18 protein-coding genes are annotated in these 23,586 nt (G+C 36.2%); 3 read left to right on the plus strand and 15 right to left on the minus strand.

Annotated elements, in window-relative coordinates; translation table 11 throughout:
- Positions 1-11: 11 nt before the first annotated feature.
- The 10 genes from DLJ74_RS05130 to DLJ74_RS05175 all read right to left on the minus strand — a co-directional run bounded on the left by DLJ74_RS05130 (position 12) and on the right by DLJ74_RS05175 (position 12,712).
- Positions 12-695, minus strand: coding sequence for a YesL family protein (locus DLJ74_RS05130; protein WP_054859839.1), 684 nt, complete (start codon positions 693-695; stop codon positions 12-14).
- An 89-nt stretch (positions 696-784) separates the two neighbouring features.
- Positions 785-1,570 carry a Nif3-like dinuclear metal center hexameric protein gene (locus DLJ74_RS05135; protein WP_109983614.1) on the minus strand — a complete coding sequence of 262 codons (786 nt, stop codon included), beginning with the start codon at positions 1,568-1,570 and terminating at the stop codon, positions 785-787.
- A 105-nt stretch (positions 1,571-1,675) separates the two neighbouring features.
- The gene (locus tag DLJ74_RS05140) at positions 1,676-3,310 is read right to left on the minus strand and encodes an ABC transporter substrate-binding protein (RefSeq protein WP_245902260.1); all 1,635 of its coding nucleotides are present in this window, start codon (positions 3,308-3,310) and stop codon (positions 1,676-1,678) included.
- 90 nt (positions 3,311-3,400) lie between these two features.
- Positions 3,401-4,273, minus strand: coding sequence for a carbohydrate ABC transporter permease (locus DLJ74_RS05145; RefSeq protein ID WP_109983615.1), 873 nt, complete (start codon positions 4,271-4,273; stop codon positions 3,401-3,403).
- Between the two features lie 11 nt (positions 4,274-4,284).
- Positions 4,285-5,175 (minus strand): ABC transporter permease, encoded by an 891-nt coding sequence (locus DLJ74_RS05150; RefSeq protein WP_245902281.1) that lies wholly within the window; start codon positions 5,173-5,175, stop codon positions 4,285-4,287.
- 401 nt (positions 5,176-5,576) lie between these two features.
- Positions 5,577-6,470: a carbohydrate ABC transporter permease gene (locus DLJ74_RS05155; protein WP_109983851.1), complete on the minus strand. Its 894-nt coding sequence runs from the start codon at positions 6,468-6,470 to the stop codon at positions 5,577-5,579.
- 42 nt (positions 6,471-6,512) lie between these two features.
- Complete coding sequence (locus DLJ74_RS05160) at positions 6,513-7,475, minus strand: ABC transporter permease (RefSeq protein ID WP_245902261.1); 963 nt, start codon at positions 7,473-7,475, stop codon at positions 6,513-6,515.
- Positions 7,476-7,557: 82 nt separating this feature from the next.
- On the minus strand, positions 7,558-9,237 hold the full coding sequence (locus tag DLJ74_RS05165; RefSeq protein WP_109983617.1) for an ABC transporter substrate-binding protein: 1,680 nt from the start codon (positions 9,235-9,237) through the stop codon (positions 7,558-7,560).
- Positions 9,238-9,419: 182 nt separating this feature from the next.
- Complete coding sequence (locus DLJ74_RS05170) at positions 9,420-11,168, minus strand: sensor histidine kinase (RefSeq protein ID WP_109983618.1); 1,749 nt, start codon at positions 11,166-11,168, stop codon at positions 9,420-9,422.
- Positions 11,165-12,712 carry a response regulator transcription factor gene (locus tag DLJ74_RS05175; RefSeq protein ID WP_109983619.1) on the minus strand — a complete coding sequence of 516 codons (1,548 nt, stop codon included), beginning with the start codon at positions 12,710-12,712 and terminating at the stop codon, positions 11,165-11,167. The genes DLJ74_RS05170 and DLJ74_RS05175 overlap by 4 nt, the downstream gene beginning before the upstream one ends.
- Positions 12,713-13,049: 337 nt before the next feature.
- Here DLJ74_RS05175 and DLJ74_RS05180 point away from each other — a divergent pair, with 337 nt between their 5' ends.
- Positions 13,050-14,183 carry a family 8 glycosyl hydrolase gene (locus DLJ74_RS05180; RefSeq protein ID WP_109983620.1) on the plus strand — a complete coding sequence of 378 codons (1,134 nt, stop codon included), beginning with the start codon at positions 13,050-13,052 and terminating at the stop codon, positions 14,181-14,183.
- A gap of 39 nt (positions 14,184-14,222) precedes the next feature.
- Here the strand turns inward: DLJ74_RS05180 and xylB are convergent, their stop codons facing one another.
- Positions 14,223-15,722: a xylulokinase gene (gene xylB / locus DLJ74_RS05185; protein ID WP_109983621.1), complete on the minus strand. Its 1,500-nt coding sequence runs from the start codon at positions 15,720-15,722 to the stop codon at positions 14,223-14,225.
- Between the two features lie 66 nt (positions 15,723-15,788).
- Complete coding sequence (gene xylA / locus DLJ74_RS05190) at positions 15,789-17,114, minus strand: xylose isomerase (RefSeq protein ID WP_109983622.1); 1,326 nt, start codon at positions 17,112-17,114, stop codon at positions 15,789-15,791.
- 150 nt (positions 17,115-17,264) lie between these two features.
- Here xylA and DLJ74_RS05195 point away from each other — a divergent pair, with 150 nt between their 5' ends.
- Together DLJ74_RS05195 and DLJ74_RS05200 are read left to right on the plus strand one after the other, a co-directional pair.
- Positions 17,265-18,449, plus strand: a complete 1,185-nt coding sequence (locus DLJ74_RS05195; protein ID WP_342767719.1) for an ROK family transcriptional regulator — start codon at positions 17,265-17,267, stop codon at positions 18,447-18,449.
- A 124-nt stretch (positions 18,450-18,573) separates the two neighbouring features.
- Positions 18,574-19,455, plus strand: a complete 882-nt coding sequence (locus tag DLJ74_RS05200; protein WP_109983623.1) for a superoxide dismutase — start codon at positions 18,574-18,576, stop codon at positions 19,453-19,455.
- A gap of 129 nt (positions 19,456-19,584) precedes the next feature.
- Here DLJ74_RS05200 and DLJ74_RS05205 read toward each other — a convergent pair whose 3' ends face one another.
- The 3 genes from DLJ74_RS05205 to DLJ74_RS05215 are packed head-to-tail and all read right to left on the minus strand — an operon-like array spanning position 19,585 to position 23,563.
- Positions 19,585-20,430, minus strand: coding sequence for an SDR family oxidoreductase (locus tag DLJ74_RS05205; RefSeq protein ID WP_109983624.1), 846 nt, complete (start codon positions 20,428-20,430; stop codon positions 19,585-19,587).
- Positions 20,399-21,505 (minus strand): mannonate dehydratase, encoded by a 1,107-nt coding sequence (gene uxuA / locus DLJ74_RS05210; RefSeq protein WP_109983625.1) that lies wholly within the window; start codon positions 21,503-21,505, stop codon positions 20,399-20,401. Before uxuA ends, DLJ74_RS05205 begins: the two co-directional genes overlap by 32 nt.
- Before the next feature lie 18 nt (positions 21,506-21,523).
- On the minus strand, positions 21,524-23,563 hold the full coding sequence (locus DLJ74_RS05215) for an alpha-glucuronidase family glycosyl hydrolase (protein ID WP_109983626.1): 2,040 nt from the start codon (positions 23,561-23,563) through the stop codon (positions 21,524-21,526).
- Between the last annotated feature and the right edge of the window lie 23 nt (positions 23,564-23,586).

Consider the following 23,586-nt stretch of genomic DNA (forward strand, 5'->3'; position numbering starts at 1 on the left):
TCCGTTCCTTTCTATTCTTGTTTGACAAAGCTAACTTTCACATCATCAATAATTGGCTTCGTATTCATCATTAAAAACCAAGTAACTAAGCTAGTGATAAAAATAAGAATAAAATCTGTCGTAAAAAACATGAGCACGATTGTAAGAAAAACAATTCCCAAATTACCTGTCGTAATTTTTATGCGTGTAAAAATATAGTAGATAGATAAACGATAAATATCCCTTATTCTAAACTTATAGTGGGTAGTAATTACAAGCACGTAGAAGGTAAAGATCGTCAGCAATAAAAGAGCAACTAAAAAAATGCCGTTCAAAATTTGGTAAAATACAGTAGGATTTTGATTGAAATATTGGATATCAATAACTAATATAAAAAATGTCATTAAAATCGGTATCCACACCTTCATTACATCTAAAAAATTCTCCCTATATGCCTTCCAAAACTCCGCAAATGGAGCGATATCTTTGTCACGCACTAGTACTCCTAAACTATGAGATAATGCTGCAAAGGCAGGCCCTGATGGAATAAAGGCAATAAAGTAAAAAATCGCATTAGATATACTCGGAATAAGGAGCATAAAGGCAGCAAAGAATAATAGGTTGGTAAAAATAAATAACATATTGAGGACCAGCAACCAGTATACATAATTGGAAAAACGATAAAATCCACCTTGGGAGTATTGGTTTGTATTCATTTATAAAAACCCTTTCATTTATGTATTTGTCAGATGTAAACTAGCTCTTCTTATTTATTTTACTATGAATTCCCTGACAATAGGTGATTTTATTTCCATTTAATACATTGTTCGGTTGCAATAAATTCAACTGGAATCGTTGGGAATCTTTTTTCTATTCGCTTTGCAAAATATCGCATTCCTGATTCTTCACTTTCTAAATGGCCTAATATAATAGCACCAATGCGATTGCCTTGGTTATTAGCATCACGAATATACTCAGGAGTTTCCCATTCAGGTCCTTCTCCATAGATAACAAGATCTACTTGATCTACTTCAAAAGCAGGGATAGCCGTTAATCCTCCACCTCTATAACCTACCAACATAGCAATTCGACTACAATTCATGGATAAATCGCCAACATAACGAACTGTAGAGAGATTTAATTTATGTTTAACATAATCTATCACATCACTTAGCTTCCGTTTTGGAATTTGAATGATCGTCGCTATTTCTTTATGTTCCTCCACATCATCCATCCAATCAAGATGGTGTAGTAGGCCTTCCATAATACCATCTGGTTGGTATTCATGATGGATCGCATCATGAAGTCGATAGATCGCTATACCAGAGGATTGAATAAGCTTCCATTTCTTTTGACCAACCTCACTCTCCACTACTTGATCATCATCGTGTTGAAAGAATACACCCTCATGACAAATTAATAAATTAACTCCTTGTTTAATAGCTTGCTTTATTACTTCATATGTCGGCATAAAACAGATGGCTATTTTTTTAATTTTATTATTTTCGTCTCCAAATTTCAGGGTATCCACTGTATTTTCTATCGGGTTACTCGTCAGCTCGTTCACTACTTGTCGAATCGTCCATTCCATTTTCTTCACCTATTCCAAATTTTAACTATTTAATCCAAAACTTTTGAAAACCGCTTATAGAGGAAAAGGAAACATAACACAATCGTATTATGTTTCCAGATAACATTATTTATTTTCTTGATACACTTGGTTTGCTAGTTCTACATATCCTTGAACATTTTTCGCTTCTATTTCTTTCACATATGCATCCCATTCATCTAAACTTCTTTCACCAACAATAAATTTAAGTGTGTTTTGTGTCACATGGTCTTTTAATGGTGTACTGATAAGGGACGATTGTTCTAATTGCATGGCATCATATTTGATTGGTGGGTCTGGTAAGACGAGTTCTTTTGTTTCATGCATAGCATTTTGGAACTCAATCTCTTCTTCACTAAACATGGAGTGAAGTAATTCAGTAGGACCACCATAGGAAAAGTTTCCTCCCGAGAATCCATAATCGATTTGAAGATGATTTTCAGCTTCTGGATTCATCCCTCTAAAGGTCACATCTTCTGCCAATTGACGTTCTCCGTTTTCCTTCGTATAAGTTTCGCCCTCTACACCCCATTTAGCAAACTCCAAGCCTTCATCACTGTACATGAGCCAGTCAATAAATTGCAGCATTGCTTCAAAATTAGGGTCATCCTTCGCGTTAGCGGAGAACATAATACCATTTTCTAATTTAGATCCGCCCATCAAATGACCAGCAGGTCCGCCTGGTACGACAATTTTCTTAATCTCATAATTGTCAGCACCTAAGGTTTCATCCATCGTCGTACGATATTGCGTCAAAGTTTGACCATTTGTATTAATTACAAAGGATTTGCCACTTGTGAATTTTTCAATTGCTGGGTCATCCTCTTGTGTTACACTCTCAGGGTCTAACAAGCCTTTCTCTACTAAGCCATGAAAATATTCTACCATTGCCCGATATTCATCCGTTGTCGGGGCAAATATAAACTCATCAGATTCTTCTACATAAGTAAGCATATTACCGAGGCCCCAACCTGCCTTCGTGCCAAAAGTAACTGCAGCAATATTTAATGTACTATCCAGTTTAAATCGATCAGAAAATGGAATAACGTCTGGATATGCTTTTTTCATTTCTTCAAGCATTACTTCGACTTCTTCCCATGTTTCCGGTTCTTCTAGACCGAGTTCTTCTAAGATATCTGTTCTAACAGCCAAGCTATAATCTGGCCATACTTTTTCATGCACCCCTGGAAGGACGTAATATTTTCCATCTTGTTGGCGCAAGCCTTCAAGGAATGGTTCAATTTCCCACTTTTCCACCTTTTCTTGGTAGTGTGGCATCATATCAACGTAATCACTAATCGGCAAAATAGCTCCAGAAGATACAAATGGTGTTTCTTCCCCTGGGTATGTTTTTGGGATTATATAAGGGGCATCCCCACTACTGATTAGCAAACTTCTTTTCTCCGTATAGTCACTCATTGGTACAGAAGTTAATTCTAATTCCACATTGGTTAATTCCTTAATCTTATCAAAAAACAACCAATCATCCTTTATCGGATAATTCGGATGATCACTAAATAGAGAAGTAAATGTAACCGGTTCTGTCGCTTTAAAGGTATCACCAACTCCATAATCCTCCATTGCTGCACCAGATCCTGATTCACTCGAACCTTCTTCACCCTTACCATCTCCATCAGATTCCGCATCATTACACGCTGCCAATAGACCTAGAAACAAGATAAACATAAGTGCTAACATCCATTTTGTCCAATGCTTTTTCACTCTTTTTCCCCCTCTATTTGTTTAAAAGTTGAATGGTCGTTTGCTAAAACAGTTTTCCGTTAGGGATCACCTCCTTAAAACCTATCTTCATTAACCCTTTACTGAGCCTAACATGACACCTGAAACAAAATATTTTTGAATATAAGGATAAACTAATAAAATCGGTAAAACAGTTAACACCATAGTTACTGATTTAATGTTGGCAGAGATTTGAACTAAATTATCAGCACTCGTCGCACCTGTTCCAACACTCGCTTCTGCGCCTTTAATCATATTTCTTAAGTAAATCGATACAGGAAACAATTCTTTTTCCGTAAAATAGATAAAGGCAGGAAACCAGGAATTCCAGTGGGTAACAGCATAGAATAGCATCATGGTTGCTAGAATCGGTTTTGACAATGGCAAGACAATTTTAAAGAGAATCCCGAATGTACTTGATCCATCCATAATCGCCGCTTCTTCCAATTCATCCGGTATATTTTCGAAGAAGGTCCTCATGATTAACATGTTAAAAACACTAATCGCATTCGGAATAACAATTGCCCAAATAGAATTACCAAATCCTAAAGAGGTTACGAGTACATAGTTTGGAATTAATCCCCCATTAAAGAACATGGTAAAAACAAAGAACATGGTTAAAAATCTTCTACCTTTTAAACGCTTTTTCGCTAACGGATAGGCAATCATTGTCGACAAAACAAGCGATATTAATGTTCCTATCACCGTATAAATGACGGTGTTCTTATAATTAATCCAGAACATAGAATCAGACATAATCACCTTATATGTCTCCATATTAAAGCCCTTTGGCCATAAGCTAACCTTCCCTGCATTGATATAGGCTTCAGAACTAAATGATTGTGCTAAAATATTGAAAAATGGAAACAAAGTAACAAAAACAATGAATAATAAAACCGCTACATTAAAAATTTTAAATAGTTTATATTGCCAAGATTCTTTCATCTAGATCCCCCCTACCACAAGCTGTTGTCAGTTATTCGACGTGATAAATAATTCGCACCAAATACTAAAATTAAACCTATAATGGATTCAAATAGACCAATAGCAGTACCATAACTAAAGCTTCCTGATTCAAGACCAACCCTGTACACATAAGTAGCAATGATATCCGCCGTTTCATATGTGAGTGGATTGTAGAGTAGTAATACCTTTTCAAAGCCAATTTGAAGGAAATTCCCAATATTTAAGATTAAAAGCACCACAATGGTTGGCAATATTCCAGGAATCGTAATATGGATCGTTTGCTTCCATCTATTTGCCCCATCAATTCTAGCTGCCTCATATAACTCTTCATTAATTCCAGTAAGTGCTGCTAAATATAAAATCGCTCCCCAGCCTAGTCCTTGCCATAAGTCAACGCTTACAAAAATGGTCCTAAACCATTCTGGCATCTGTATAAAATTAACCTTTTCTAGACCTAGGAAGGAAAGCAAACCATTGATTGGACCATTTAATGCTACTAACTCGAATACCATACCTGCAACGACTACTACCGAAAAAAAGTGTGGTAAATAAGAAGCTGTTTGAACAAATCTTTTAAACAATCGGTTCTTTACCTCGTTCAGCAATAAAGCAAAAATAATCGGAGCTGGAAAAGTAATAATAAGTAATAACAGCGCTAATATTAATGTGTTAGCAAAAACATTATAAAAGGTTGGATCACTAAGAAACATCTTAAAATAATGAAATCCTACCCACTCTTCCCCGATAATATTTCCACCAGGTATAAATCTTCTAAACGCAATAATATTTCCAAACATAGGAACATATTTAAAAATGATTAAGTAAACGATTGGAATAATAATGAGAGAATATAGCTGCCAATCTTTTAAAACTACTCTCATACCACTTTCTCTCGACAATCTCCATTTTGATAATCTTGTTTCAGGATTTTTATTCGTTTGCTCCATTCCATCTCCCCCTTATGTAGCTTCTGTCAACAAAGAAAAGGCTTACATTAAAATGAGTGTAAAGTCGTTTTCTCTTATTTTTTGTTAAACCCTAGTATGACTAGTATGCTAGTTAAAACAAAATATTCCTTTACAAAGAACTCATCTGCACTTTGTTTAATCGTTGCACTTATTATAAATCGAATATTTTTATTTGTCAATATACTAGAATGGTAGTATTTTATTTTTTTTATTAGTTAGTTAGAGAGCAGGATCAAGGATAATCAATATTTATGGAATAAAAGAAAGCCTCGAAAAGAAATATTTCTTTTCGAGACTTTTTGTAATAAGCTTATCTATTTTACTGCTCCAAGTGTCATCCCTTTCACAAAATACTTTTGCAAAAATGGGTAAACTAAAATAATTGGAACACTTGCAACAATTGTCATCGTCGCTTGAATGGATTTCGGTGTAACTTGATTAGATCCAGAATCCGATGAGTTAGCAAACGCTGACGCCATATCTCCACTTGACGTAGTACTAGAATTTTGTAAGATTTTCATTAATTCATATTGTAAAGTGGTTAAATGTTCATTACTCGAATTATATAAGAAAACATCAAACCATTGATTCCATTGAAATACTGCCACAAATAAAGCCACCGTTGCAAGTACAGGTAAAGACAGTGGAAGAACAATTTTAAAAAATATTCGAAAATCCCCTGCCCCATCGATCCTTGCTGATTCGAAAATACTTTTCGGCAATCCTTCGATAAAGGATCGCATGATGATAAGGTTAAATGCACTAATGAGTGTGGGTAGTATATACACCCAAAATGTGCCTATTAACTGCAACTCTTTCATCAGTAAAAATGTTGGTATTAGCCCACCATTAAAGTACATTGTCATAATAAAGATAATAGTGACAGATTTTTTGAACATAAATTTTGGTTGTGCAATAGCATAAGCTACCATTGCAGTACAAAGTAATCCGACCCCTGTACCAATAAGCGTTCGTAAAACCGAAATAATAATCGCCTGAATGACAGCTGCTTCTTCGAATACATGTGAGTAATTATTCCATGTGAATTCTCTTGGCCATAGATATATTCCACCTTTTACTGAATCCGTTGCATCATTTAAAGAGATAGCGATCTGGTTTAAAAAAGGATATAGCATAACTACACATAAAAGAACGAGGAAAATAACGTTACAAGTATCAAAGATAACATCCTCTCTTGTTTTTCCCATCCCGCTTTTTTGAAGCTTCCAAAATTCCAATCCACACACCTCCTAGTAAAGTCCGCCTTGGCCCATTTTTTTAGAAAAGGAATTCGCTGCGATCAAAAAGATAAAACTAATAATTGTTTTAAAGATCCCAGCTGCAGTCGCTAGCGAAAAATTAAACATCGATATCCCATACTTGATAACAAAAACATCGATATTCTCGGAATACTCCACGTTCATTCCATTTCCTAATAGGTATTGTGGCTCAAAACCTGATTCCAAAATATATCCAATATTCATAATTAATAAGACAACAATAACGGACTTCATTCCAGGAATAGTAATATGACGAATTCTTTGCAAACGAGAGGCACCGTCTATTTTGGCAGCTTCATATTGTTCTTGATCTATCATCGAAATTGCTGCCAAGTAAATAATCGCATTCCACCCTACATTCTTCCATGTTTCAGCAGCACCTAAGATTCCCCAAAAGTATTCCCCTACTCCCAGCCATAAAATGTCTTCCTTTATAAGTCCTAAACTAGTTAACAGGTCATTAAAGATTCCATCTATGGATAATACGGAAGATACTAATGCAGCCGCTACAACCCAAGACAAAAAGTGTGGTAAATAACTAATCGTCTGGACCACTCGTTTAAATTTAATATTTGATAATTCGTTTAATAGAATCGCTAAACCAATGGCTGTTACAAACCCGAGTACTAAATTAATAATACTTTGAGCCAATGTGTTACGAAGTACCCCTAGAAATCTATCGTCAGTGAACAAAAACAGAAAATGCTTGAAAGCGACCCATTCCTGTTCGGAAAAACGAAGAGCTGGCTTAAAGTCTTGAAAGGCCATAGTCCAGCCCCAAATCGGTAAATATTTAAATATAATGACCCATATGACAAATGGTATGGTCATTAATAAAAGGGTTTGCTGTTGTTTACATTTACGTAAAAAAGCCTTTAAACCTTTTTCTTTCTTTGGAGTAAGTAGTACATCGGACGTTGTTTCTGATTGCAAGATTAATCCCCCTTTGCATAGCTAATATGTTGGATATGGAAAAAGGAGAAGGCTGCAATAAGTCAGCCCTCCGCTTTCGAAATTATTCGACACTCTCTACAAGCTCTACTTTTCTTTTTACCGAATCAGTAATTACTTTTTCATACTCTTCAGCAGGCAATTGAGAAAATTCTTTCTTATATGTTTCCCACATCGCATCAAAATCACCTGGCTCTGCGAAAATCATTTCAGGGAAAGCTTTCAACATTAAATCATTTGCCTGTTGTTCATAGAGAGCTGCCTGGGAACCAGTTTCTATCGGTGTATCCCATGCTGGGAACCAAGGTCTTGAATCAGGCTCAGAGAAATGCTCTGTGAATGTTTCAATTCCATATGCATTCAAGAATTCTTTGTCTCCTTCATCATAGCTTAAAGTAGCTACTTCCGGCTGACGGCCTGGCTCAACCGCATTTCCATCATCAAATTCACCACTCATTCTTGGCCATCCCCATTCAAAATAAGTAAAGCCAAATTCCTCTCTATAATCTGTTTTTGATGTTTGTTCAATTTGCTCCTCTGTTCGGTAATAGCGCCCATTCTCATCAATCTCATAATGCTCTCCTTCTATTCCCCACATAATCAATTTTTGGGTTTCGATTTTCGCAATATGATCTAAATATTTAATGATTCTTATTTGATCTTCTTCAGGTGTACCGGTAGTAATACCCATTCCAGGGGACGCAACATATGCTACTGGATCCAAATATTGATCTTTTACGCCTTCATCAAATACGATAGGGAATCCCATATAATCATTGTAATAATCTTCATCCTCGCCTAACGCGTTAGTGGATTGACTTACTTGCCAGCCATAATCGAAAAATCCAAGCACTCTTCCAGAGGTTATTTTTGCTAAATATTCATCATAGTTTTGCGTAAAAGCTTCTTGGTCGAACAATCCTTTATTGTTAATTTCATTTAATTTCTTTAGCCATTCCTTTGTCATATCTTTATCGTTATAAACGGTTGCCTCGAGAGAATCCATATCAACCGTTACCCCTCCGTCATTTGGGAAACCAGCTAAATGCATTGGTTGATTCGTTAATGCAAAAAATCGCCAATCATGAGTTAATGCTGTAAATCCGATAGTATCGGCACCATCTATCTTCGGGTGCTTTGCAGCATATTCTTCGATAATACCGAAATAATCCTCTAACGTTTTAGGCTGTGGATAGTCTAATTCCTTTAATACAGAACGTTTAATCCACCAAGCTCCTTGATTCAGATTAGCAGGTTTAGCATAACCGTGAGGAGCACCTGAAGAAATCAAGTAAATATTCCCATCCTCACGCTTCATTAATTCCCAGTATGGCTTATACATTTCATAGAGGTTTGGGGCATGTTCTTTAATAAGATCATTTAATGGCACAAAGCCTCCTGCATCTATAACAGCATCTGTTGACTGCTCTGCATTTAACAATTCTGGATACTCACCACTTGCAATCATTGTTCCTATCTTTTGATTAACGTCACCAACGATGTGCTCGATATCAAAATTGACACTTGTTTCTTCCTCGAACATTTTCCCTAAGGTTGTTTCCGATGTATTAATATCTGTTCCTGGTCCAGAAGCATCAAAAAAGTCATACGTAAATACTTCGCCATCTGAATTTTCATCACCATCATCATTCGTATTACTTGATGGATTATCATTATTACATCCTGCAAGCATAAGCATAGTGACTAATAAAAAAACTATAAAATAAACCCACCTCTTTAACATAACTAATTACCCCTTTCACTTTTTATTTTTCTGTAAGCACTTTCATTTTAGCGTTTTATCAGTTCTTTTATCACCCATAAAAGTTTAGAAAATACTTTGAAAATTATAGATGTCCATCATTGACCTTCCAAAATATGCGTATCCCTTGATTAAAATCAAAGAATACGCATGATGGATTAGAATTACTCTCGATCGGCTTGTCGAAATAAAGGAATCGATAATTTAATTTTGGTTCCATGTTGATAGCTACTTTCCAAGGAGAAATCAAATCGTTCACCATAGTAAAATTTTAAGCGCTGGTAAACATTTTTGATCCCAATGCTGTCACCAGTAATCTCTTCTTCTGTTAATGATTGAATAATTGCTCTGTATTTCCCTTCTTTTATCCCAATTCCAGTATCACTGACCATACACGTTAACAAATCCTTATCAAGGTGAAAAGAAATATCAATCTTCCCTTTTTCCTTTACAGGTTCTATCCCATGAATACTAGCATTTTCCACGAACGGGATGATTATCATATGAGGAATCATCATATTCTCTACTTCCTCCGGTAGATATATCGAATAACTCATCTTATCTCCGAAACGGTATTGTTGAATGTTAAGAAAGGATTCAATTAATTGCACCTCTTCCTTCACTAGCACCCAATCTCTTCCCCAAGTAAACGAATTCCGAAGTAGCTGCGCCAGATTTTGGATGATGGACGCTGTCTCGTTTTCTTCTTTTAGAACACTCCGCATCCGAATTGTTTCCAAAACATTAAACAAAAAGTGGGGATTGATTTGGCTTTGAAGTGCCTTTAATTGTGCTTCTTTTTTTTGTAACTCTACATCCTTCTTTTGAATCGTGACAAGATAGACATCTTGGATTAAGTCCTTGATCTTCAATGCCATTCGATTATATTCCGTTGTCAGGACTCCAATCTCATCTTTATATTCTTCTCCTTTGATAATTTCAAAGTTTTGGTTTTTCATCTGGCGCATTTTTTTCAAGATTTTATTTAGACGAAGATGAATATTTCCCGTCATATATATGATAAACATCGAAGGAATGATGAAATTCCAAATAGCAAGGTAAAGAATAAAGAATCGAGATTCTCGAACCTGGTCGATCAGGTTATTTTCTGATAAGACTCCTACTAATGTCCAGTTATTTAAATATTGAGTGTGGTATTGATTGCGTATGATCGTTGCCCTGTCAGATATCGCTACATCTTCAAAAAGCAAAGATTGATCCTCCCATTCAATGCCCGAATCATTAGAGTATTCAATAATACCATTGTCATTGATTAGATAAAGATTTCCTTCAAATGTCGCATTGTTTAAAATAAGTTCAATAAAGCTCTGATTGAGATGTACCATTATAATATTTTCGTACTGGGAATCCTTTGTGTTTTGATCACGAACGACAGCAAAATGATCTCTTTTTCCTTCTTTCATAATCGTTGTGACAGCAGGATAGTGCTTTCGTTTCTCATTAGTAAAGGTATACCAATAGGATTTTTCCACTGAGGGGTCAATCGCAAATATCCCTCCAGCAGTAATAACAGAGGAATTATCTGTATATAGATGAATAGATCGAATAGTAGAATATACTGGAGAATATTTATTAATATCTCGAAAGTATTTATTATAGGCATGGATAAAACCTATCGGACTCTCATAATCCTGGCTTAACAATTCCGATACGTATGGATCAGAATACAAGATGGATGCAACTCCTGCTGCATCCTCCACTCCTTGTTTAAAGCTATTAAAAATTTGAGTTAATGCTAACTCGTTATCTTGTCTTTTCTGCTCTTTTACGTTCTCTGAAGTAACATAGTAAAAGATAATATTCGTCAGTACAATTGGTAGAAATACAGAAATAAAATAGATCATAAGTAATTTATTGCGTATCTTAATATTATTAAAGTGTAAATCCTTCATTTCATTCCTCTTGTAATAATGAATTTTCTGTATTGTGAAGGTGTTTTTCCGGCCATTTTTTCGAATTGGGTAACAAAATAATCCGAATTATTAAATCCCACTTTTTCTGCAATTTCATACACTCTCATATCTGTCTGTCGCAATAATTTTTTGGCTTCGTCTATTCGAAGCTTTAAAAGAAAGTCTTTAAAATAAACTCCATACGTTTTTTTAAATAATTGCCCCATATACACAGGATTCATATAAAATTTATTAGCAATACTCTTTAATGTGAGCTCCTGATCAAAATGGGTAGAAATATATTTTTTTATTTCATGAATGGTTGCATGAACATTGTTTTGATAACATGAACAGAGGGTTTTCGAGCTCTCTACTAGAAAGTCGGTTACTAAGGATTGTAATTGAATAGCAGTAAGTGGCACACGTTCCCATTCTATTATTTGTTTAACATTAGAAATTCGTTGCTCTTCTCCTAATGAACCGCGAAGTAAGTCAAGTACATCGTGAATGACTCGGTTAATGACATGATGAATCGCATCTGCAGTCATTCGTTTTTTATTAAATAACGCCATCATTTCTTTCACCGCTTCTTTGATTCCATCCATATGATGTTCTTCGATTAATTCACGTAATTTAGTATAGAATGCTGCCTCTAAGTCTTCATTATAGATGGGTAAATGCTGAAGCTTTTGATATAGGAAGATATTGGTATGTAGGTCGATATATTTGTATTGGATCGTCTGATTGACAGATTGAAAGGATTTTTTTATCTCAGATAATTGCTTGATGGTTATGCCTACATAGATAAAAATCCCATCCATATCTAAGAAATGATAAAGATTATCTATAAATGTTTGAAGTTCTATATCATTTCTCGTTAGAAATAGATCTGTTATACAAAGAAAATATTTTCCTGGGCTTAACTCAAACAATGCGGTACTTTCACTATAGGTGTATTGTTCTAAAAATCCATCGGTTTTTGTATAAATGTGATAGGCATCCTTATTTATACCATTCACTTCTATAATAATTGCCGTGAATTGATTAGCATGACAAAACATTAAATGTTGTGAATCAGATGTTAACAAATTATCCTGCTCTTGAAGTAGCCCTTTCACTAATGTAACCGTTAACATTTTTTCTTTATATTTTTTAGTCCTTTTTTCCGTTTCCAGCTTTGTTACGACTTTCTTTAGTGTTTGCTGGATTTCTTCATGATCTATTGGCTTTAGAATAAAATCCTGAACTCCGTAGCGTAATGCTTTTTGTGCATATTTAAAGTCATTGTAACCACTGATCACAATGAAATATGGTGTTGTTGAAAGCTTCTCATTTAAACTTTCTATTAAATCTAATCCATCTATTACAGGCATCCGGATATCTGTTATTACGAGATCTGGTGGTTCGATCATTATTTGCTCTAAAGCATCCTCCCCATTCGCTGCATCCCCACAAATGGAAAATCCATAATATTGCCAATCAACTAATTTCATCATTCCTTTTCGAACGTAATGATCATCATCGACTAAAAATACTTTATACATCTATTTCTCCCCTTTCTTTCATTAAACAAACATTCCAATTAATTGTGAGGAAAGTAAATCTTTCCAACCGTTTAATCGACATGGAAGGCTACCATTCGTAGGAATGAATGACCAAACAAAGGAAAGTATCCTTGATACCATATGTTCTTGCTATAAGAGGAGGTATCATCAACTATTATCGTTCCCTCAAAATATGAACTCCACCTCCCGTAAAAGATTTTTAATTAAATTTCACTTTGTTCATTCATTGAACGTACTTATTATAGTATACTATGAGAAATAGGAAAATAACAAATTAATTTTAGCTTAATAGACCAAATAGAAAAGGAGTTTTCATATGACGAAAAAAGCAGCATTTATCACAGGAAATTATCGCAATCTACTACATGAATATGGGTATTCTCAAAAAGAAATAGACGAAAAATTAAAAAATACGTGGAAGCAATTATTCTCAGCAGATCATCCTGAAACTCAAATCTACTATCCAGTAGGAGAGGATCTTGGTTACATGCTAGATACCGGCAATAATGATGTCCGAACAGAAGGAATGTCTTATGGAATGATGATGGCTGTTCAAATGGATGATAAGGAAATATTTGATCGCTTATGGAAATGGTCCAAAACCTATATGTATATGGATGAAGGAGAAAATACGGGATACTTCGCTTGGTCCTGTGCACCTGATGGTACTAAAAATGCCCTAGGGCCAGCTCCAGATGGGGAAGAATATTTTGCCATGGCGTTATTTTTTGCTTCTAATCGCTGGGGAGATGGCGACTATCCATTTAATTATAATCAACAAGCAAGGGATATCTTACATTCCTGCTTACATAAAGGGGAGAACAATGATGGCTATCCAATGTGGAATCCTGATAATAAATTGATAAAGTTTGTTCCGAGTGTAGAATTTTCAGATCCTTCTTATCATTTACCACACTTTTATGAGTTATTTGCTTTATGGAGTAATGAAGAGGATCGTCCCTTTTGGAAGGGGGCAGCAATAGAAAGCCGCAAGTATATCGCCAAATCTGCTCATCCTATTACAGGTCTGGCTCCTGAATATGCATTTTATGATGGTCAACCCAATCATGTGAGAGGCTTTGGACACTTTTTTAGTGATTCCTATCGAGTTGCTTGTAATATTGCTATTGATTATGAATGGTTTCATGATAACGCATGTCCGATAGTTGTAAATGATAAAATTCAAAGTTTTTTTGCAAATGTAGATCCTGATAATTTCCGGAGGTATAAAGTTGATGGAGAGCCTTTTGAGGAGAAGGCTTTACACCCTATAGGTCTCCTTGCTACAAATGCCATGGCATCCCTTGCAACACACGGGGAAAACGCTAAGAAGTGTGTAGAATTATTCTGGAACACACCAGTTAGAACCGGGAATAGACGATATTATGATAATTGTTTATATTTCTTTAGCTTATTAGCTTTAAGCGGAAATTATAGAATTTGGAAATAAATAGGGAAGGAAGTGAGCAAGACTCCTCACTTCCTTTGATTATTTCCTAAATTCCATTAAATTTTGATTTAATTCTGTAGTCTGTTTGTACACATCACGATATAGCTTAAACAACGATTGATATTTGTCTACATTTTCAGGAATTGGTTGATACGTTTCTGCATCCTCTAAGAACTGATCTGCACACTCCTTTAAAGAAGCGAACCATCCAGAACCATATGCGGCCAGCATTGCAGCACCCATCCCTGGTCCTTGCTCACTCTTTAATTTTACGATTTGGGCATTAAAAATATCTGCCTGCATTTGTAACCAATCTTTATTCTTAGCTCCACCACCAATGGAATAAATCGTATCAATCTGCTTACCATTTTCTCTAAAAATAGCTATAGATTCATTTAAGGAAAAAGTAATCCCCTCTAAGACTGCACGTGTAAAGTCCTTTATCGTATGTGAGCTATCCATTCCAATAAAGCTTGCACGAATTTGGGAATCCGCGTGAGGGGTTCGCTCTCCAACTAGGTAGGGTGTAAACAACAAGCCATTGGATCCAACTGGGACATTGCCGATCCCATCAAGTAATTCATTAAAATCCTGTTCTTTGGCAAAGGTATTTTTAAACCATGTTAAACTATGTCCGGCAGATAGGGTTACCCCCATCGCATAGAAGGCATTTTCCTCTCCATGATTAAAATAATGAACCTTACCTTTATAGTCTTTATCACCTGTAGGTTCATAGGATAGCACGACACCTGATGTACCGATACTAGCAAACGTTTTTCCTTCTGATAAGATACCTGATCCTATTGCGCCACAGGCATTGTCAGCTCCACCTGCAAATACATCGGTAGTATCAGAAAGCCCTGTTTGTTCTGCTATTTCTTTTGTGATTTTTCCAACATTCTCATGTGAGTCGACAAGAGCTGGACAAATCGAAACATTAAGACCTAACAGCTCACAGATTTCTTTACTCCATTCCTTCTGTTCAATGTCTAGGAGGCTAGTTCCTGCAGCATCGGAGTAATCCATATGTAAGGCACCTGTTAAACGATAACGAACATAGTCTTTTGGAAGCACAAAGGTCGAGACATTAGCAAATACTTCTGGTTCATGCTCTTTTACCCATAAAATTTTTGGTAAAGTAAAACCTTCTAAGGCTAGGTTTTTCGTAATCTCGATAAATCTTTCTTTTCCTACCTTTTCGTAAATTTCCTGACATTGCGCTGTTGTTCTAGTATCATTCCAGAGAATTGCGTTACGTAATACTTCCTTTCTATCATTAAGTAAAACAAGTCCATGCATTTGTCCTGAAAAACTAAGTCCTTCAATCGAAGAGGCATCACCATTCCATTCCGTAACAAGCTGCTTTAATCCAGCAACGGTCTGTCTTACCCAGTCTTCTGGATTTTGCTCGGAATAGCCTGTCTTCTCTTGAATCAATGGATAGTCCTTTGACACTTCCTTCACTACTTCACCAGATTTGTTTACTAATAACAGTTTTACAGCACTTGTTCCCAAATCCACACCAATGACATAGCTCATTTTCTCACCTCTTTTTCCATGTATATAGAAGACTTAGCGATCGCCAAGTCTTCTAATTCTTCATCCTTATTTACTTGCAAACTCTGTTAATAAGTATTGATTTATAGTTGCTTTGATCACTTCTAAGCGACCAGATTTATTTTTAATTTCCTTAAGGTTTAATGCATGTTCCTCTAGGGATTTGAAGTCAGCTTTTCCTTCAACAATATCTTTACCGATTCCTTCTTTATAGCTAGCATAACGGTCATCAATAATATTCTCAAAGACTTTATCTTCTACAAGCTTGTTTGCCACTTTATAACCAACAGCAAAATGATCCATACCAGCAATGTGTGCATGGAATAGGTCCTCTTGCTCGAAAGAACCTCGACGTGCTTTGGCATCAAAATTTAAGCCACCTGAGCCTAAACCACCATTTTTAATAATTTCATACATAGCTAGTGTAGTAGAATAAATGTCTGCAGGGAACTCATCCGTGTCCCAACCTAATAGCGGATCCCCTTGGTTAGCATCTACAGATCCTAGTATTCCATTCACTCGTGCGTAGCGAAGCTCATGCTCAAATGTATGCCCTGCTAAAGTGGCATGATTTGCTTCAATGTTTAGTTTAAAGTGGTTTTCTAAGCCATAGTTTAATAGAAATGCATGGGTTGATTGTGAATCGAAATCATATTGATGTGTTGTTGGTTCCTTTGGCTTTGGCTCAATAAGGAATTGTGCATCAAATCCAATTTCTTTGGCATAATCCACTGCCATTTGGAAAAAGCGTGCTAGGTTATCTTGCTCTAATTTGAGATCAGTATTAAGTAGTGTCTCATAACCTTCACGACCACCCCAAAATACATAGTTTTCTCCACCAAGTTCTTTCCCAATTTCTAATTGTTTTTTCACTTTAGCAGCAGCATATGCAAACACATCTGCATTATTAGAAGATGCGGCACCATGTACAAAGCGTGGGTTGGTAAAATTATTAGCAGTATTCCATAAAAGCTTTACATCACTGTCTTTCATATGATCCTTTATTAAAGCTACAATTGTATCGAGATTTTGGTACGTCTCTCGTAAACTATTCCCTTCAGGAGCAATATCGACATCGTGGAAACAGAAATATTTCACACCGAGTTTTTCAAAAAATTCAAAGGCTGCTTCCACTCTTGCTTTTGCACGATCCATTCCATCATATTTGTCCCAGTTACGGATTGCTGATCCTGCACCAAATGGATCTGATAAATCAGCAGTAAACGTATGCCAATAAGCTACACCAAAGCGTAGAAATTCTTCCATTGATTGACCATTTAATTCCTCTTTTGGATTATAAAATTTAAATGCTAAAGGATTCTTAGAATTCGGTCCTTCATATTGGATCTTGTTAACGTTTTCAAACCATACCATTTATTCTACCTCCAAATACTTATTAAGATTGATTGTTTCGATCACATTATATCAATATCCACTAAGTTTGTCTAGCGAATAAACAAAGATTATAGAATTATTTTTTCTAGTATGCTAAAATAGTGTTAAACGTAATCGCTAAGAGAGTGAGTGAATGTATTGAGTCAAACGTGGAATCAACATGTAGTCAAAAAAGAGAATAAATCATTAGTTCTTGAAACAATTAAAGAAAAGGCACCTATCTCTAGGGCTTCGATTGCACAAATAACTGGCCTTAATAAAGGAACCGTCTCCTCTCTCGTCGGGGAGTTAATAGACGAGAAGTTAATAAATGAATCTGGTACTGGTGAGTCTAGTGGTGGAAGAAGACCTGTTATGCTTTTATTAAATGAAACAGCTGGTTTTACCATCGCGGTAGATTTAGGGGTCAAGAGTATGCTTGGGGTACTAACTGACCTACGGGGGCATATTGTAGCAGAGAAGCGTGTCAAGTTCTCCGATAATAAATATGAGGAAGTACTTCCATTATTATATGAATTAATTGATCATCTTAACAATGCCGCCCCACCATCAGAATATGGAGTTGTCGGGATTGGAGTTGGCGTTCCAGGTGTTGTGACAAATGAAGGAGAAATATTACTTGCTCCTAATTTAGGGTGGAAGAAGGTTCCTTTACAACAATTATTACATAATAAATATCAAATACCCATTACCGTAGAAAACGAAGCTAATGCTGGTGCTTATGGTGAAAAAGTTTATGGAATTGGTCAAAAATCTCAAGAAATTGTTTATACCAGTATTAGTATTGGGATTGGAGTCGGCCTCATATTAGACGGTAAACTTTATAAAGGGCTGCGAGGCTTTTCCGGTGAGTTAGGTCATATGACAATCAAAATGGACGAAGATCCATGTAGATGTGGAAATAAAGGCTGCTGGGAATTATATGCCTCTGAACAAGCACTATTAGATCAGGCAGAAGCATTAGGATATAAGAATGTAACTCTCGATCAATTAATGGAAGCTGCCCATAATGGCGAAGAAAAGGCTTTACAGTTATTTGAAGATTTGGGCGACTATTTAGGTGTTGGTATTACTAATATCATACATATCTTTAACCCAGAACAGGTGGTGATTGGAAACACCGTTAGTATAGCAGAACGCTATATTCTTCCAGCAATAGAAAAAAGAATCGAAAGAAATGCGATCGGTTTTAATAAGAATGATGTACAAATCAATGTAGCTAAATTAAAAAAACACTCTACTGTACTTGGAATGGTAGCATTTATCGTGGAAGAATTCTTCCATACAAATGTTCATGAGTTAATCAGTGAGTAAGAAATGGGAGTCGGCTTACCCTACACTTAACTGTTTGGATAAGTTCGTCTCCTTTTGCGTTTATTTTTCGTTACGGTAAAACACCTGTTAGGCTCTTTTTGCATATGTTACATGGGGTGATAACATGGAATTAGAATACAAGCAGTATCTTGAAAGCTTGATAGCATGGGGAAATGATGTAAAGCAGGCCTTAGAGCAAACAAGTATATCAGAAGAAGATCGAACTAAATGGATGGAGCAACTGGACAACTGGCAAAGTAAAATTTATGAACAATTACAATCAGAAAAAGTAGAGCATGATAGGGAGATCACAGCATTAAGAGAGGAAGGACAACAAATTTTACTTGGAATTGAGCAACGAGATGCCTATCGCTATACACAAAATAGTGTTCCTTATGGGCAGCATCAATTACCTCCTCTACCCTATGCATATAACGCCTTAGAGCCTTACATTAGTGAAAGGATCATGCGATTGCATCATACGAAGCATCACCAAGCATATGTTGATGGCTTAAACAAAGCAGAAAAAGCATTATATACTGGCAAAAAAGGAGAGAAACCATTAAAGCATTGGTTAAGGGAGCAAGCATTTCATGGCTCAGGACATTTCTTGCATACCATTTTTTGGTTTAACATGACACCTAATTCAACGAAAAGACCATCAGGGGAAATATTAAACCAAATAGAAAAAGACTTTGGATCATGGCAAGCATTTAAAAAGCTTTTTACCGAAACAGCAAACTCAGTCGAAGGAGATGGCTGGGCTGTTTTACTATGGGAGCCAAGAAGTGGAAGACTTGCTGTCCAATCCTTTGAAAAACATCAATGGTTCCAGTTACCAGACACGATCCCATTATTAGTACTTGATGTTTGGGAGCATGCTTACTATTTACAGTATGAAACAGATAAAGCAGGCTATATTGACAATTGGTGGAATGTCGTTAACTGGGATAATGTGAACGATCGTTTTCAAGAAGCTAGGAAGATAAAATGGGAGCTATTTTAAGACCAGCTCACCTAATGGAGCTGGAATAAAAGTAGTTTTATCGATGCATAACCAGAACCTTATCAGTATCATTTAGATAAGGTTCTGGTTAATGTTTTATCATATTGCGTATCCAAATGCCTCTAATTATTACACACCACTATATGCCATAAAGCCACCATCAACTGGAATGCAAGTGCCTGTTACAAAGCCACTTGCTTCATCATCGACTAACCATAATAATGTACCTAATAAGTCTTCAGGAGCACCTAATCGTTTCATTGGCGTATGATCCACAATCTTCTCCATCCGCGGTGTAGGAGAGCCATCTTCATTTGTTAACAATGGTCGATTTTGATCTGTTAAGAAAAAGCCTGGTGCTATAGCATTAACACGTACATTTGCTTCAGCCATATGTACGGCTAACCATTGTGTAAAATTATTGATCGCTGCCTTTGCTGCACTGTAAGCAGGTACTTTTGTCATTGGACTTGGAGCACTCATCGAGGAAATATTAATAACAGTAGTTTTTCTGTTAACCATTCGTTTCGCAAAGATTTGCGTAGGGATAAGTGAGCCAATAAAATTCAGATTAAATACAGAGGAGAATCCTTCTGTTGTCATATCAAAAAATGTTCGGATTGTTTCATCATCTAAATCTACTGCTTTAAAATTCTCCTTTTCGGTTGTTCCATTCGGATGATTACCGCCCGCTCCATTTATTAAAACATCACAAGCCCCATATGTCTGAAAAATCTTTTCTTCGCAAGCGACAACCGCATCTCTATCTAGTACATCACAAGCAACCGCAAGTGCTTCGCCACCTGCCTGTCTTATCTCAGCTGCAACTTTCTCTGCTTTCTCAGCCGTACGATTTAATATTGCCACCTTCATTCCTTGACGAGCGAGCTCTATAGCCATAGCACCACAAAGTACTCCCCCACCACCTGTTACTACTGCTACCTTACCTTTTAAATTGGAGTGAATTGGTAACATCAACCTCATCCTTTCCTCGTATTTGCTGATATGCATCCCATAATCCCCACAAATACATAATACCTAATGCACGATCATAGAGACCATATCCTGGGCGACAATCCTCATTCCATATATGTCTACCATGATCTGGTCGGACATATCCTGTATAACCAATTTCATGATAAGCCTGAACGATTTGATCAATAGGTAAAGAGCCATCCATTGTTCGATGAGATGTTTCGATAAAATCCCCATTATCAAATAGCTGGACATTCCTTATATGAGCAAAATGAATTCGGTCTCGTAAGTCGTAGATCATTGTTACGATATTATTTTCCTTTAAAACACCTAATGCTCCACTACACAACGTTATCCCATTATAAGGACTATCTACTAGCTGAGTAATCTCTTTCAATTGATGTTGAGTTGTTACAATCCTTGGTAAAGTAAAGATCTCCCAAGGTGGATCATCTGGATGAATGGCTAATTTAATATCATATTCCTCGCAAACAGGAATTACTTTCTCTAAAAAATATTTTAAGTGATGCATTAAGTCCTGATTCGTTACATTTTGATATGCAGTAAATAGTCCCTTCAATGTTTCTAACCGTTCTGGCTCCCAGCCTGGCATCGTATAATCTGGATTAGCGGCAATTTTTTGGACAAGCTCAAGCGGATCCATATCGCGAACCTTATCACTTTCATAAAACAATGCCGTTGATTGATCAGGTAATAATCCAAATAAATCGGTTCTTATCCAATCAAATACAGGCATAAAATTATAACAAATCACCTTAACACCAACTGTAGCAAGGTGTTGAATAGTTTTTATATAATTTTCAATATAATAATCTCTGTCATCGCTACCAAGCTTAATAGATTCATGTATATTGACACTTTCTACTACATCTATATGAAAGCCAAATTGATCCGCCTGACGTTTTATTGCTTGCACACGCTCCAAAGGCCATACCTCACCTGCTGGTAGATCATGTAATGCCCATACTAGTCCTTCCACACCAGGTATTTGTTTAATTTGAGAGAGCTTTACACTATCATTTCCTTCACCAAACCAACGAAACACCATCCTCATGTCTAAATCCCCCTATTATTAGTAAATCGTTCGTTGATGCTGATCCTGGATTCCCGATTTACGGTAAAAGTAAGTGTTAATCTGATCACACCATTCACGGGCATTATCCTCTTGTAAAGCTAGTCTTTCTCGTACATTTTCAAATCTCGCATCATCTATTTCACTTTCTAATGAGTTCCATTTCTTTCTTAACTCTTTCACTTGTTCTAGCCCTTTGAAATGAGTATCATATATATGCTGAATGACTGTTTTACCATTTTTTAACGTATACTTGTATGGTACGTGGTGAAAAAATAAAAGCAAATCATCAGGACATGTAGTAGGTGAATTATAAACCGATTTGTTTGGTTCTGCGTATTGCTCTGTATAACCGGTTCCCGTTTCCTTTGTTCGATCCACACCAATCCCATCACGATCAGCAAAATGATAGGTTCCCCATCTAGAATACTCATAGCCATCAATATTAGGGCCATAATGAATGCCTGGAGTTACCATCCAGCCTACCCCGAGAGGCGCCGTATAATTTTCATAAATTTCCCACGATTCTAACAGCATCTCTAAAATCACGGATTCCAAGTTAGCGTTCTTTCCAAATGTTTGAATAATCCATTCTTTTGCTATTTCTTCAGAGCCTAAAGAGGGATTCCAAGTTAGCCTTCCATAACCATACAGATTTGCCTGAGCTAATGTGTGCCCTGTCCAATTCTGATCATTTCCAATATTAGAAACTGCAGCAATACCACTGTAGCGATATGGATGAATATTCCCAGCAACAATCTTCTCTATCGTTGTTCCTACTCCTTTTATATGTGTATCAAATTCAAGAACTTCCTTCCATTGTGGAATTAAATAACATAGATCTTTTTGTTGGCCTGTATATTCTTGGGCAACTTGAAATTCAATCATTTGATTCGTTTTTTCCATTGCCCCGATTAATGGAGAGACAGGTTCACGAACTTGAAAATCCATAGGTCCATTTTTGATTTGTAATATAACATTCGGATGAAACCTTCCATCTAATGGTTTAAAATGATCATAAGCGGCTCGCGCTCGATCCGTATTACGATCGCGCCAATCCTGGACACAATTATATACGAAACAACGCCAGATTACTTTTCCATCATAAGGTGCAAGTGCCTCTGCAAGCATGTTGGCACCATCGGCATGGTCCCTGTCATAAGTAAATGGCCCAGGTCGGTGCTCCGAATCTGCCTTTACGACAAATCCACCAAAAGTTGGAATATAGTCATAGATCTCCTTTACCTTATTGCTCCACCACTGCATTACTTCTGGCTGTAGCGGATCGGCTGTTTCTAAATGATCAATCGCTATAGGGCTGGCAAAATTAATACTTAAGAAAAGCTGGACCCCATAGGAATGGAATATATCCGAAATTTCCTTTATCTCTGGTAAATATTTTTCGGTGATAAAAAACGTTTCTTCTTCCCATACATTTACATTATTTATAGAAATGGCATTAATACCAATAGACGCCAAAAATCTAGCATAATCCTTCAATCGTGATTTATCTCGTACTATTTTACCAGCTTCATAGAAAATCGAATTCCCTGAATACCCTCTTTCAATACTTCCGTCTAAATTATCCCACTGGTTTAACATTCGAAGCTGATTTGTAGGTTGTTCAGAAATATTAAGTGTGTTTAATGTTCGCCTTAGCTGTATTAATCTAAGTAAATGGAATGTCCCATATAATACAGCTTGATCAGTTTTTCCAACGACATATAGCTGTTCTTCAAAAAAATAAAGGAGATAACCCTCATTGCTCATTGACTCTATCTCTTGCTTCTTTTTATTCTCCAATAACTCGTTTAATTGATTTATGTTACCGATTACAATTTTAGCCTTTTGATTTGTTGTAATCTTTGGTGAGATATGTAACATATTTTTTATCGCAATATTTAATTCCTCTTTTATTACTTCCATAATGGAGGAAGATCCCATTAAGGCTACTTCCTCAAATAATTTTTGATATGCTTGAAGATCTGGACCATCGATAGAGTTATATTGGAGCCACATGTGATACATTTTTTCCTTCATCAATACGCACCTCTTCCTCTATA

It is taken from the genome of Gracilibacillus dipsosauri, from assembly GCF_003176895.1.
In the GTDB taxonomy this organism is placed as follows: domain Bacteria; phylum Bacillota; class Bacilli; order Bacillales; family Amphibacillaceae; genus Gracilibacillus; species Gracilibacillus dipsosauri.